A 14,012-nucleotide genomic window follows, 5' to 3' on the forward strand; every position below is an offset into this window, starting at 1 on the left:
TTATTTCGTAAAGGTAAAAATCAATGGTGAAATCAAGGGAATCAGTGTTTCTAATCTGGAGAAGTATGAAATATATAAAGAAATAGAGATGAGAGTGACAAATAGGGGAAAAAGAGGAAAATCATCCACATGTGATAGACATTTTTAACACATTAAAAATATTGAAAATTCACATTGTTATATTATCAGAGAAATACAAAATAACCACAAATATATATGACAATTTTGTTAAAACAAGTGAAAATAGCAATGGTGAAAAGGAGTTACCCTCTCAGTAACTCCCACAATGTTAAAAGTGGAATCCTTCTGTTTTAGAATCCACCATATACCAATTTTCTTCTGGAATAATATTAGAAATTGTCAAAATGAATGAGGGAATTCTTTCGACATCATAGATAATAGCTCCAATGTTTTTGGTAAAGATCAAAAAGGCATTTCCATGTGAAAAGTTGGCCACTTCTTCACCAATATGAAGAAGTGACTGTAGGATGGTCTGCTTTTCCTCTTCTTCAATGAGAACTTGAGGCGAAAATCGTAAGATCCATTCCTCACCATCTACTGTAAATCGGTACATCCCTTCCCACCCCAATTAAATATATTGTTTTAATAAACATATGAGATGGACGGCATAATTTATGATTATTCATCACATAAAGCTTACTTTTATGCGACTATTTACTACATGATAGATCAGCCCAAAAAACAAAAGCGCTTCCTTGACTGTCAATTACCAATATTGTATATTTAAAGCATCATGTAAGGGGTAACTAAAGGTTTCTCTTTAGTCAATTTTTACATGGTAATATTTATCTTAGACATCAAAACAGTTGGTGTCTTGAAAGGCTTAGGAGGAAGAATTACATGCAAAACGGTAAAGTAAAATGGTTTAACAATGAAAAAGGCTTTGGTTTTATCGAAGTTGAAGGCGGCGACGATGTATTCGTACATTTCAGCGCAATTCAAGGCGATGGCTACAAATCTTTAGAAGAAGGTCAAGAAGTTTCTTTCGAAATCGTTGAAGGCAACCGCGGACCTCAAGCTGCAAATGTAGTGAAATTATAATTTAAAAAATAACCTTAAAGGCTGACAAACATTGTCAGCCTTTTTTAATTTAATTTTTTTCCGTATTCTTTCAGTTGCTCACCCACTGTGCATTGTGTTATGCAAAAGCGATGGGCTTTTCTTCGGCCGCCTTCTTTTTTTAAATGTTGATGTAAAAAACAGCCCTCACAGTACTGTTTCATTACAAGTTCCATTTGGCTCAACAATTCTCTTCTTACAATATCCTTCACTAAATTGGCACACCTCCATTGTTATATAATCAACATTTTTGCAAAAATCTCTTTTCCTTCTAATGCTTGCGTTGCCAATTTATCTGCATCCTTATTTTCTTTTCTTGAAATTGGAGTGTATTTTGGTTTTATTCCAAGTGCAGATATTTTTTCCTCAATCCGGTCCAGCCAGCGATTTAGCTCTTGTTCATAGCAAGGCCATTCTCCTTCCAGCTGTTTTAAGACCACTTGTGAATCCCCCTTAAACTCGCAAGATAAATGATGAACACCCAATTCTTCCAAAATATTCAATGCAAAATAAAAGGCTGCATATTCAGCTTCATTATTCGTTTCCATTTCATCTATCCGCTCATTGGCACGGATTCGATATTTCTTTTTCCCCTGTTTAAAATAAATCACGGCTCCAAGGCCTGCCTGATTCGTTTCTTTCTGGAATCCGCCATCAAAAAAAACAGTAATATCATGTGGATCTTCCTCAATTTCAGTTAATAATTTCTTCATTTCCTTCAATATCCAGGACGTACCGGTTTCATCATAGAAATACAAATCCGATATTTTCCCTGTTCTCTCTAGCTCCTCGCCTATTTGAATGGCTGTTTCTCCTGAAACCCATTCAGACGAAAATTGTACTTTTTCATTAAGATTGTTCGATCTATAATTCCATTCAAGCCGATACTTCATAATAGGTCAGCCTTTCTATCCAAAATTCAAAATTTACAATGATAAATTCTCAAGGTAGGATAAAATCCCGTTCCATTTATTGTATACTTTTTATCATACCCATATGTTCAATAGAAAAATATCATGCCCCACTTTCTTAATATATGATAAACTTTCACGTATACGAGAAAAAGGGGAAAATGAGAAATTGGGGGAAATTTCATCATGAAAAATCCAATATTTGCAGATATAAGTCTGCTTATCGTTACAGTTATATGGGGAATGACCTTTGTCATCGTGCAGGATGCCATAGGATTTCTCCCGCCAATTGCATTTAACGGAATCCGCTTTTTTATAGCAGCTATTTTACTATTTCTAGGATTAATTATTTTTGATCGCAAACAACTAAAACAAATGAATCGTAAAGCCGTCATTGCTGGGGTTATAATTGGATTTTGGCTATTTCTTGGATACATTACCCAAACAATTGGATTACAATATACCACTTCTTCAAAGGCAGGTTTCATTACAGGATTAAGTGTTGTTTTAGTTCCATTATTTTCAATGTTTTTTTTAAAACAAATCCCTGGCAAAAGTGCTGTATTAGGGGTATTAACGGCAACCATCGGTTTATTCCTACTGACAATGACAGATGTAACCGGATTAAACACAGGTGATGGTTATGTATTTGTGTGTGCAATCAGCTTTGCATTCCAAATTCTTTTAACAGGCAAATATTCCGATCAGTTCCCTTCATTGCTACTGACTGTGATACAAATAACAACTGTGGCTATATTCTCAATCATCTCTTCCTTTTTATTCGAAGATTGGAGAAAAGCGTTAAAACCGGAGTTATTATTTTCTAAAGAGGTCATCATCGCTCTTGTTATCACAAGCGTCTTTGCAACAGCTATTGCTTTCTTTGTCCAAACCAATTTTCAAAAGTATACGTCAACGACAAGAGTAGCATTAATATTTGCTATGGAGCCGGTTTTTGCTGCTATTACGGGATTCTTTTGGGCACACGAGCATTTATCCTTCAGCGCTTTAATCGGCTGTATATTAATCTTCATGGGAACCATTTTTGCCGAACTACCTGCCGAAAAGATTCCATTATGGAGAAAAAGGAAAAGTATTGAAGGATAGTTGCAACTCCCTTTTTACCCAAGAGGGAGTTTTTCGCTCCTTCCGTTTATCAACAACAAAATTGGTGTTTTATTATGTCTGATGGTCATACTAAAGAATGCGGGAGGTGAACGAAAAAATGGGTAAAAAGGGACTTGGAAGCAGAGGGGTTAAAGCACCTGGAGTTAATCCTCAAGGATATGGTCAAGATGCTGAGTTTGCAGAGGAACCAAAAAGCAAACTGGAAAACGCCGCAAAAAAGAAAAATACGAAATAAACAAAATAAATGGCAAATAAATAGGTTGTCTCGACTTGAGACAACCTTCTCACTTTCTAAGAACCAATGGCTATATCAACTGGCAGTAGACGATCGATTCCTCTGAGCTCCAATTGCCGAAGTTTATCCATCGCTTTCGCGGTATCAATTCTAATTCCTGCGACATCAATATCACATGTAACAGGAACGTCACACTTAATTTCAGCCAGTTTTCTGGATAAATGTAGCATTTCTAAATCCTGTTCAATTTTAGTTTTATGAGATTTTGACAGCTGATCTAAATTCGCGATAATTCCCTCAACATGCTCATATTCTTTGAGCAGTTTAAGTGCTGTCTTTTCTCCAATGCCTTTGACACCTGGATAATTGTCACTCGGATCTCCCATCAACGCTTTTAGGTCGATCATTTGGCGAGGTGTGATGCCTTTTTCTTCCTTAAAGGTTTGCGGCGTATGGACATGATAATTACCATACCCTTTCTTCAGGAGAATGACGGAAATCTTGTCATCAAGCAACTGAAGGATATCCTGATCACCAGTTAAGATGAATACATGTGCGTGATTCTTTGCTTGATTTGCGATTGTGCCGATACAATCATCAGCTTCATATCCTGCCAATCCGATATTAGGAATATTAAAAGACTCCACTACTTCTTTAACCAAATCAAATTGGGGAATAAGTTCAATCGGTGCTTCTCCCCTATTTCCTTTATAATCGGCAAACAATTCTGTTCTAAATGTTTTACTTCCCATGTCCCAGCAAACTGCAAGATGTGTCGGTTTAAAGGTTGAAACCGCAGCAAACAAATGTTTTATGAACCCATGGATTCCGTTTGTTGGAATTCCTTTTGAATTTATCATAAATTGGCCTGTGACAGCAGTCGCATAAAAAGCTCGGAATAATAAGGCCATTCCATCAACAAGCATGAATGAAGGCTTTTGATTTTCCATGTTTGGACCTCCTTTTAGAAACAAGACGGTTTACATTATACCATAGTTTCCTGAAAAAACTTAATCAAGTTTAATTACTGTTTAAACTTGCCAGTTGATGATTTATGCTTTAACTCATATGATTTTATGGTTTAATTTTATTTTCTTCATAGGAGATCCAGTCACTAAAGCTTCCAATATAAAGTTTTACCTTGTCATAACCAGCATCCTTTAGAGAAAGGAAATTGGGGATTGCTGTGACTCCGGAGCCGCAATAGACAATGATTTGCTTCTCTGGCACCAAATCCATAAACCTGTTCTTCTGTTCTTCGACTGTTTTGTACCTTCCATTTCGAAGACCATCCATCCAAGGTTTGTTAATGGCTCCCGGAATATGTCCTGCTTTCTTATCGATCGGCTCTTCTATACCTAAATAGCGTTTTTCTTCACGAGAGTCAATTAAGATGACTTGATCCGTTTTTCCTTCAGCCGCTTCTTTCACTTCTGAAATGTCTGCAATTATTTCCGACCTGACTTTGGTTTGAAATGTTTGTTTAGGTAAGAAGGGAATATCCTTTGTTATAGGAAAATTTGCATTGACCCATTCATTAAAGCCACCATTAAGGACGAAAACTTTTTCGTGTCCCAAATAATGTAATAGCCACCAAAAACGTGCTGCATATGAACCCTCTCCGCCATCATAGGCTACAACCACCGTTGTTTCTCCGATACCAGCATTTTCTAATTTATGTTGCAAATCGCCCAGATCCGGTAATGGATGCCGGCCTCCATGCTTGCCTACAGGGCTTGATAAGTCTTTTTCCAAATCAAAATATACTGCTCCCGGCAAGTGACCAAGTAAATATTCCTGATATCCTTTTTCAGGTGCCGCTAAAGAAAAACGGCAATCTATAATCCTGACCTCTTCAGTTAGCAAATGTTCGTACAACCATTCTTTATCTACGGCAAATTTCATTCGATCTCCTCCTCCTTTTACATTCACTAACCTTTTAATTCTTTTTGTATTTCGAGCAATCGCTCAACAGAAACTCCGCCATCCATCGCAGCAAATAAACTTAAATAATAATCTTCTGTCTGTTCTATCATCAGACTTAAAAGTCTTGTGTACTCTCTCTCAACTTCTGAAAGATAATGTTGTTTTAAACGACCGGACTCATCTTTCAAGTACTGATCAGCCAGAGGGCTTAGCGTCTTCTCCAGCTCTTCCATCATGAATGTTTTTTCATCTTTTTCAAAAAAGGAACGCGGATTTTTGAAATAAGACAATGCTTTAGCAAACAATTGCCTATTTATTTGGCTAAATGCAGATGGAAATTCAATTTCCACAAACTTATTTTTTTCAAAATCAGAATAAGACAAATCCTGATTAATTTCCGAAAGATTGCGACCCAGAGAAGCCTGATAATCACTAAAAAGCTTTTCGACAAAACGATCTAATCTTACCGTTGTCGCCCTTAATTCCTGGGCTAAATCATATCCAAGACTATCTAAAAATTCTTCAAGTGCCCCCTGCACTGCCTTTTTCAAATTGCGTCCATCATCTCTAAGTGTTGAAGGGTTGAAGGATTCTTTGAAAAAGTCACTAAAACGGAAGAACACACGTTGTTTAATATAAAATACCAATTCCTCTGCTTCCTGAGTAAAACGGTGTTGTAAATGTTCTGATGTCAGCTTAGTAAAGTAATTATGAATGGCCGCTTGTTGTTTTACCATTTCAGCTCGTCTTTGTTCTTTTACTGACTGATCTTCTTGAGAGCTTTGAATCAGTTTTAGAACTAAATCATGAACACGATCTAATTCTTTTTCCGCAGCCGTAACGGCCATCTCTGTCAGGTCGTTGGAAATAAATTGATAAAACTGATCTTCAAATGGCATCATACCGGAAGATAATGCCTGATGCTCCAATTTTTCTTGTAATGCCAATAGACTTGATAACGGAAAAAGGTGCGGGTTCCTTATGGCGTATTTCTTAAGTTGTTCTCTGACATATTCAACTACTGCTTCCTGCTCCTCGGCATTTTCTGCAAGATCAATAGCATTTATAATGAAAAACATTTTATCTAATTGGAAAGATTCCTTTACACGCCCCAATTGAATGAGGAATTCACGGTCTGCCTTTGAAAATGCATGATTGTAATAAGTAACAAATAATATGGCATCAGAATTTTTAATGTAATCGAATGCAACTCCCGTATGCCTAGCATTAATGGAATCCGCCCCTGGGGTATCAACTAGCGTAATTCCTTTACGTGTCAATTCACAATCATAATAAAGCTCAATCCATTCGACATAACAAGACTTTTCTTCTTTGGCAACAAATTCATGAAATTCCGATAAATTCGTTTCTTTTAACGTTCCAAGCAATGGACTATACAATTCAAAGCCTTTCATAAAAGCCTGCAAAAAGGCAAAATGAGTTTTTTCATTTACTCCTTCTTGGCTTTTTTCAACCATAATACGGTCAATAAGTTTTAATGCTGATGTTAAATCCGCTGCTTGTAAAGCAAATACCTTTAAGGAACGATTCACATCATCAAGCATGGCATTTTGACTTTTAAATTTTACAACTGCAGTCCCATGATGGTACTCGTCTGTAACTGGTTTTATTTTATTGATCGCAGCAGTTGTAGGATTAGGCGAAACCGGTAATACCTTTTCACCCATCAATGCGTTTGCGAATGATGATTTCCCAGCACTAAACGCACCAAAAAGGGCCACTGTAAAACTTTTATGATTCAATCTTTCTGCTTTTTCGACTAATTCGTTAGCTAGCTTTTTAAAGCCAGGCAATTCTTTAATCAAACTGGAGGCGTCTTGAAGCCTTTGGATCGTTAATTTCAGTCTTTCCTCTGTCCTGGCAGCAAAATTCTCATGTTTTCCTTGAGCTGTCGATATCGCTTCCAATGAATCATGTCCTTCAGCTTTTATCGGTTCCACAGCAGGTTGCGATTTAACCACTTCGCAATCTTCATCTTCCTGTTCAAATAGATTTGCGTGTTCATTTGCTGTAACTTCATGGTCCTTCAAGATTTTATCTATTAGCTGTTCTTCCTTTTGCATCATTTGCTCGAACAATTCTAGTTCATTTACAGCTCTCATATATCTCTCTGTTTCACTAAAATCTTGCTCCATCTGCTTCAATATTTTGGCATTCTGTTTATTCTTTTCTTCCAAGTATAAAGGCTTAAATTTTTCAATTTGATTTCTTGCCGCTTTTTTTATGGCGTTTGCGACATCTTCTGTATAGTGTAGAACATATTCACCTGATAATCGTGCTCCAGGTTTCACTGCATTCAACATTACATCTTTCGAGATTGAAACTGAAAAAGATTGGGCTGCACTTAATAGTTCACCTTGATCCAAATGCTCTTTCTTTAACGTATTTAATAAATACTCACGTAAATGCCATTCAAGTTGGGATTTTGTTTTTTCCAATATATCATGATAAAAGTTTTCAAATCTTGCATTTCTTTCATCTACTGTTTTTTGTTTTGAAAACAGGAAACCAACTTTAAATTCTGACTGACAGCTTTCCAAGTAACGTTCTGCCAATTCTCTTGTTTGAAATGGCATAAGGTAGGAATTCTTTAGAATTTGGGAGATTTCATCGTCAAACTCCTTATCACCCTCCCCCTTTTCAATTGTACTGTTTTGTAATTCTGCAGCCATATTTTCGTAGTTTTCTTTTAATACTTCTCTTTCTTCTGCAGTCAGTTCACCAATAATTTCAGATGAAGAGAAGAGCTTTTCCTCGCCGGATTTTCTTGTTTTTATAAGATGATCCTGTGCCACTTTTTTCAATGAATGGTAAATGGCATCTAGTAAAAATTCATCTTTTGAAACCAATTTATCGCCAATAAATGTTTGGAGCTCTGTAAATTCATTTCTTGGATGCTCAGGCTGCTTTAATGAAGTATAGAAGATTCGAGCCGGTGTCACACCCCAGGAAGCAAAGGCAGATACAACACTGTTCTGAAATTCCTGAAAACTTAATTCCTCATCTTTATGCTTGTCAATTTGATTGATAACTAGGTAGACTTCTTTTCCAGCCTCTGTTAATTCCTTTGTAAACAGAAAGTTTAATTCTGCCTGCACATGATTATAGTCCATTACATAAAAAATCAAATCAGCAAGATGTATAGCAGATTCTGTTGCAATACGATGGGCATCGTCGGCTGAATCGATACCAGGTGTATCCATAATCACTGTGTTGGCAGGAAGATTGGAATGGCTGTAACTGATTTCGATTTCTTCTATTTGATCCCCGTCTTTACAATATTTTTTTACTAATTCATAATCATACGGGGCCAAGTAAAGCCGAGGCTTTTCATTTTTAAAGAATACTTTTGCGTAATCTTCCCCTGATTTGACTTTTACGAGGTTTGCACTTGTAGGGATCGGACTGGACGGCAATAAATTTTCGCCGATCACCCGATTTATCATAGTTGATTTCCCAGCAGAAAAATGGCCGCAAAATGCAATCGTAAACTCGCGATTGACTAATTTTTTTGCAAGCTGTTTTACTTTTCCGGCAGATTCTACATCACTATGCTCTATAAAATAAGAATATAGTGAAGAAATTGTATTTTTAAGTGTTTCGGTGGTAACATCAGGATTTGTAGTTTTTATCATAAGTTTTCTTATTCCCCTTAACAACATGATAATATGTTTATTGTATACGATATTTTAAACATTTCCTATCTTGACACACTATTTGTTTATAATTAACCTATCTTAAACTTTGGTGTTCATTTACGCTCGTTTCGTTTTATAATCAACATCCCATACAAAACTTTCAATTACAAAAGAAAAAAGCCAAGGAATGGCTCCTTGGCAAAAAAATCATATCTTTTAATGTGTTGCATGTTTTAATACGTGCTTCATGACAAATGCGTACACAATGATTGTACAGCCAACAAATGCATAAGCCATTTTGAACACCTTCCTCGTTGATTATCACTGTTATTGAGAATCGTTTTCATCGATGTTTTCATTTTAGCATAGGTTGATAATCATTTTCAATAATATCTGGGCAACTGTCACATTTATTTAACAAATTTAGGGATAAAGCGATGACAGCCATTAAATACTCCTTCGTATTCAGTTAAAGTTTTTAATGCCTTTTCCTCTGCCGGGATTCGAATCGCTAATAAAGTTGCGTTTAATACCCCAAATAAAATCGTCGTAAAATACGCAGAAAAAAGCAATGGAATCACAAGAAATTCCAATGAAACGATCACATAATTAGGATGTTTCAAAAACCGATAAGGCCCTTTTCTGATAATAGGATAATCTGGTAATACAAGAATTTTGGTATTCCAGCACCGCCCCAATGATCTGATAATCCATACCCGAAATAATTGAGCAATGATAAAAAGACAGAAGATGACAGGCCAAGCAGAAAATAAGCCTCGATCCCATAAAATTTTCTCAAGACAAAAGCTGATAATGAACAAAAAATGTACCGCCACAATCACATAATAATGTCTGCCGGAGAATTCAATCGCTCCTTTGTTTAACATCCATTTTTCATTTCGTTTGGCAATCAAAAGTTCTACCATCCGCTGACATATAATAAATCCAATAAAAAAGATAAAAAGTAAGATATCACGCATTTAGTTCCACCTCATTAAAAGAAGTTCAGAGCTGAACCCAGGTCCCAATGCAGCACAAAGCCCAAAGGTATCCCTAAGCAGATCCTGCTCCATATATCGCCTTAATACATAAAAAATAGTGGCAGAAGACATATTGCCATACTGTTTTAAAACCTCACGTGATATAGCTGTCATCCCATTCGTAACCCCTAGGGAATTTTCATATGCATCCAGCACTTTCTTTCCTCCAGGATGTGCAATGAAATAATCGATTTTCTCCAAATCCATTCCATTATTCTGTAAAAATTCGGTTACGTTCGGCTTAAGCCATGATTCGATAATGCGAGGGATATCTCGGGAAAATATAACATACAATCCCGCATTTTTTAGTTCCCACCCCATGACATCCAAAGAATCTGGCATAAGGGTGGACTGTGTTGCCATAATGGTAGGATATACTGACTTACGGCATAAATCCCTCATATCAATAGCATCGCCGCACAATAATGCACATGCGACACCATCCGCAAAAAGTGAAGTACCAATAAGGTTGCTTTTAGAAAGATCTTCGTTCTGAAACGTTAAACTGCAAAGCTCAACTGACAGAACCAGAACCTTCGCTTGCGGGAAAGCCAAACAATACTCATATGCCCTAGATAGCCCTGCAGCTCCTCCAGCACAGCCAAGCCCCCAAATCGGAACCCTCTTTGTATGTTTATGAAAAGGTAATTCATTCATTATTTTTGCTTCAATGCTTGGTGTAGATATACCAGTTGAAGAGATGTAAAAAATAGCATCAATTTCTTCAAAGGGAATTTTCTTCTTTAAAAATTGTTCATCACACAAACAATCTTTAATTGCCTTTTTCCCCAGTTTAACTGCGGACTCTATATAGGCCTGATTTTTTTCAGCAAATGTGTGTTTTTCATAAAACCATTCAAGCGGATTCACAAAATGCCTTTTTTCGATTTGTCCATTATGAAAGACTGTCATTAATCGTTCAATATCTTTATATGCATTCGAAAAAAGTTCACGGGCAAACCCTGCTGCTTTTTCCTGTTTCAATTCAAATGGCGGGACAACCTCTGCAACTGAAATTATTGCTGGCATCACTTTTCTCCTTTACTGGATATAGGGGATATTTTTACCAGCAACCTGTAACTTATTCTGCTCATAAAAAAAGCTTCTCCAATTAGGAGAAGCAAACGTTTTGAAGGTTGTTGCTGTGCCCTCTTATTATAACTTGATTCTTTATGCTCTTCACTAGCTAAACTTTACCAAATGATCGGTACAAAAGTTTTTAAAGGATACAAATTTTATTTTTCAGGTTGCTTCTGTACTTCGATTTTAATTTTGTTTGCAGCGAGTGATCCGCAAATTTTGCAATATTCCTGCTCGTCATATAAAATACGGCATTTATCACAATAGTATTTTTCCAAAATCACCACTCTCTTCCTAGGAAGAATGTTATTTCATTTCATCATATTTTCAAACTTTTTATGTTGTGACAATTCCGTATTATATAGGAAGAAAAATAATCAGTTACTTAAATCACAACCCGTATATGATATTTCACATTTCAGCCACAATTTACCCTGATATCCAGTGACATAAATCACTGTTATATCAAATTTTTACCATTACCATAATACTTAACTTAGGAATGAATAATTTGTGAACTTATAAATTTGGGTTTTTCTTTCTCGATTGTTTTGTATTATGAAAGAGAACTTATCTTATTTCAATTTTTTGAAAGGAGTGTAAGGGGATGGAAAAAGTGGAACTAAAGACAGAACAAAAAACAAAGACAGAGGATCGCTCCTCATTAAAGGGAACACTTGTTTCCGTATTCTTTTTAGGTCTATTTATTGTTGTCACATGGATCAGTGTCTATATCCTGTTTGTTGAACGTCTCTAATGCGTTAAGGAGGAAAAGGTTATGCATATGCATAAGTATGAGAAAATATGGCTAATCTTTGGAATCGGCAGCCTTGTTTTTTTTCTGTCCACAATAGGTGTAAGCGCATTCTACCTTGGTAATAAACCACCAAGCTGCCTGACTACGGTAAATCCTGATAAGGTTGATCAAGAGAAACCTTTCAACCAACCAGGCCTTCATAAAGTTGAAGGAAAGGATTGGGATTACGAGTTGGTATTTGTAGCCTCTACATTTAATTACAATCCCGGAGAAGTCAAAATACCGCTTGGAGCGAAAGTAAAAATCATCGCTACCACGAAAGATGTCATCCATGGCTTTGAGGTTGCTGGAACGGATATTAATATGATGCTTGAGCCAGGTTATGTCAGTGAATATACAAAGACTTTTAATAAAACGGGTGAATATTTGGTTGTTTGTAATGAGTACTGTGGTGCGGGGCACCATTTAATGACTTCGAAAATTGAGGTGGTAAAATAATGGTGAACACAGCAGCTGAAAAAGTAAAAGTTGACCCGCGCGATGCAAAACTTTCCATGGCTCATTTTTTTGTAGCCTTTGCAGCACTCGCGATAGGCGGTCTAATGGGCCTTTTGCAAACACTTGTCCGTTCAGGGAAATATGAACTACCGGGTGGCATTGGTTATTATGAAATATTAACTGCCCATGGTGTGATGATGGGGTTAGTTTTAACTACATTCTTCATCATGGGGTTTCAATATGCAGCAGTCTGCAGAACGGCAGGCACCCCTACAAATGCAGCAAGACGTACAGGCTGGATAGGGTTCTGGACAATGGTAGTCGGAACCGCAATGGCTGCTACCATGATTTTGCTCAATAAAGCTACAGTACTTTATACTTTCTATGCTCCCCTTCAAGCACATTGGATTTTTTATTTGGGGATGACACTTGTTGTTGTTGGCAGCTGGATTGACGGAGCAGCACAAATAATGACGTATATTAAATGGCGCCGAAGCAACCCAGGAAAACCAAGCCCTCTCTTAAGTTTTATGGCAGTGGTCAATACGCTTCTTTGGATTGTGGCTACATTGGGAGTTGCCGCAACCGTTTTATTCCAGCTTCTTCCATGGTCACTAGGTTTAGTAAAAACGGTAAATGTACTTGTCAGCCGAACACTTTTTTGGTATTTCGGCCATCCGCTCGTCTATTTCTGGCTACTTCCAGCTTATATGTGCTGGTATGCCATTATACCAAAAATTATTGGCGGAAAAATTTTCTCGGATTCGTTGGCGAGAATGTCATTTATATTGTTTTTAATATTCTCCATCCCTGTTGGGTTTCATCATCAATTAATGGAGCCAGGAATAGATTCTGCTTGGAAGTTTATTCAAGTTATTTTAACTTTCATGGTTGTAATCCCATCATTAATGACGGCCTTTTCCTTGTTCGCCACTTTTGAAAGGTACGGACGCTCAAAAGGAGCAATAGGTCTTTTTGGCTGGTTTAAGGTTCTCCCATGGAATGATGCCCGATTCACTGTTCCATTTATCGGCATGGCCTCCTTTATTCCTGCCGGAGCCGGTGGGATTGTAAATGCGTCAAACCAAATGGACCAAGTGGTTCATAACACCATTTGGGTTACGGGCCACTTTCACTTAACAGCAGCTACTTCGGTAGTTCTAACGTTCTTTGGAATATCTTATTGGCTAGTTCCCCATTTAACTGGCCGCAAGCTGACAAAAGCTATGAATAAATTGGCTATTATTCAAGGATGGGTCTGGTTTATTTGTATGGTCTTCATGTCAGGCGCAATGCATTTTGAAGGCTTGCTCGGAGCACCTAGGAGGTCAGCATTCTCCACTTATGGCGGTGCTAAGCAGGCAGTTGAATGGATTCCATATCAAATTGCGCAGGCAGTTGGCGGTTCTATTTTGTTTATGGGAATCATTTTGGTACTCATTATTTTTATTAATCTAGCCTTTTTTGCGCCGAAAGGAGATGAAGAATTCCCGGTAGGAGAAGCTGAGAATTCCCAGGAAACAGTACCGATGGTATTTGAGAATTGGAAACTCTGGCTTGGTATTACTGCCATTCTTATTCTTTTCGCCTATACCGTTCCGTTTATTGATATTATCCAGAATGCTCCCCCAGGTTCCAAAGGTTTTAAAACATGGTAAGAAGACAGTATAAACAGGCCTCCATCATCCGATGGAGGCC

General features: G+C 37.1%; 14 protein-coding genes. 6 read left to right on the plus strand and 8 right to left on the minus strand.

Annotated elements, in window-relative coordinates:
* Positions 1-289: 289 nt before the first annotated feature.
* Positions 290-574 carry a hypothetical protein gene (locus HPT25_RS24605; RefSeq protein WP_173070223.1) on the minus strand — a complete coding sequence of 95 codons (285 nt, stop codon included), beginning with the start codon at positions 572-574 and terminating at the stop codon, positions 290-292.
* Between the two features lie 287 nt (positions 575-861).
* On the opposite strand from HPT25_RS24605, the gene cspD reads away from it, so the two are divergent.
* A complete protein-coding gene (gene cspD / locus HPT25_RS24610; protein WP_023627628.1) occupies positions 862-1,062 on the plus strand; it encodes a cold-shock protein CspD in 201 nt (66 codons plus the stop codon).
* 44 nt (positions 1,063-1,106) lie between these two features.
* On the opposite strand, the gene HPT25_RS24615 is transcribed toward cspD, so the two are convergent.
* Positions 1,107-1,292, minus strand: coding sequence for a zinc-finger domain-containing protein (locus HPT25_RS24615; RefSeq protein ID WP_312857333.1), 186 nt, complete (start codon positions 1,290-1,292; stop codon positions 1,107-1,109).
* Positions 1,293-1,313: 21 nt separating this feature from the next.
* A complete protein-coding gene (locus tag HPT25_RS24620) occupies positions 1,314-1,973 on the minus strand; it encodes a reverse transcriptase-like protein (protein WP_173070225.1) in 660 nt (219 codons plus the stop codon).
* A gap of 204 nt (positions 1,974-2,177) precedes the next feature.
* Here HPT25_RS24620 and HPT25_RS24625 point away from each other — a divergent pair, with 204 nt between their 5' ends.
* Positions 2,178-3,098 (plus strand): DMT family transporter, encoded by a 921-nt coding sequence (locus HPT25_RS24625; protein WP_173070227.1) that lies wholly within the window; start codon positions 2,178-2,180, stop codon positions 3,096-3,098.
* 118 nt (positions 3,099-3,216) lie between these two features.
* The gene (gene sspL, locus HPT25_RS24630) at positions 3,217-3,354 is read left to right on the plus strand and encodes a small, acid-soluble spore protein L (RefSeq protein WP_173070229.1); all 138 of its coding nucleotides are present in this window, start codon (positions 3,217-3,219) and stop codon (positions 3,352-3,354) included.
* A gap of 56 nt (positions 3,355-3,410) precedes the next feature.
* On the opposite strand, the gene HPT25_RS24635 is transcribed toward sspL, so the two are convergent.
* From HPT25_RS24635 to HPT25_RS24655, 5 genes are all read right to left on the minus strand, one after another.
* The gene (locus tag HPT25_RS24635) at positions 3,411-4,304 is read right to left on the minus strand and encodes a 5'-3' exonuclease (protein ID WP_173070231.1); all 894 of its coding nucleotides are present in this window, start codon (positions 4,302-4,304) and stop codon (positions 3,411-3,413) included.
* Between the two features lie 124 nt (positions 4,305-4,428).
* Entirely contained in the window at positions 4,429-5,259 is an 831-nt protein-coding gene (locus HPT25_RS24640; RefSeq protein ID WP_173070233.1) for a sulfurtransferase, read from the minus strand.
* A gap of 26 nt (positions 5,260-5,285) precedes the next feature.
* Positions 5,286-8,936 (minus strand): dynamin family protein, encoded by a 3,651-nt coding sequence (locus tag HPT25_RS24645; protein WP_173070235.1) that lies wholly within the window; start codon positions 8,934-8,936, stop codon positions 5,286-5,288.
* Positions 8,937-9,349: 413 nt separating this feature from the next.
* Positions 9,350-9,919 carry an isoprenylcysteine carboxyl methyltransferase family protein gene (locus tag HPT25_RS24650; RefSeq protein ID WP_173070237.1) on the minus strand — a complete coding sequence of 190 codons (570 nt, stop codon included), beginning with the start codon at positions 9,917-9,919 and terminating at the stop codon, positions 9,350-9,352.
* Positions 9,920-11,008, minus strand: a complete 1,089-nt coding sequence (locus tag HPT25_RS24655) for a type III polyketide synthase (RefSeq protein ID WP_173070239.1) — start codon at positions 11,006-11,008, stop codon at positions 9,920-9,922.
* Between the two features lie 658 nt (positions 11,009-11,666).
* Between HPT25_RS24655 and HPT25_RS24660 the strand changes: the two genes are divergently transcribed.
* The 3 genes from HPT25_RS24660 to HPT25_RS24670 are packed head-to-tail and all read left to right on the plus strand — an operon-like array spanning position 11,667 to position 13,972.
* Entirely contained in the window at positions 11,667-11,816 is a 150-nt protein-coding gene (locus HPT25_RS24660) for a cytochrome c oxidase subunit 2A (protein WP_173070241.1), read from the plus strand.
* A gap of 21 nt (positions 11,817-11,837) precedes the next feature.
* Positions 11,838-12,314: a cytochrome c oxidase subunit II gene (locus tag HPT25_RS24665; protein WP_173070243.1), complete on the plus strand. Its 477-nt coding sequence runs from the start codon at positions 11,838-11,840 to the stop codon at positions 12,312-12,314.
* A complete protein-coding gene (locus HPT25_RS24670) occupies positions 12,314-13,972 on the plus strand; it encodes a b(o/a)3-type cytochrome-c oxidase subunit 1 (RefSeq protein ID WP_173070244.1) in 1,659 nt (552 codons plus the stop codon). Before HPT25_RS24665 ends, HPT25_RS24670 begins: the two co-directional genes overlap by 1 nt.
* The last annotated feature ends 40 nt before the right edge of the window (positions 13,973-14,012 follow it).

The sequence above is a fragment of the Neobacillus endophyticus genome, from assembly GCF_013248975.1.
GTDB lineage: Bacteria > Bacillota > Bacilli > Bacillales > Cytobacillaceae > Neobacillus > Neobacillus endophyticus.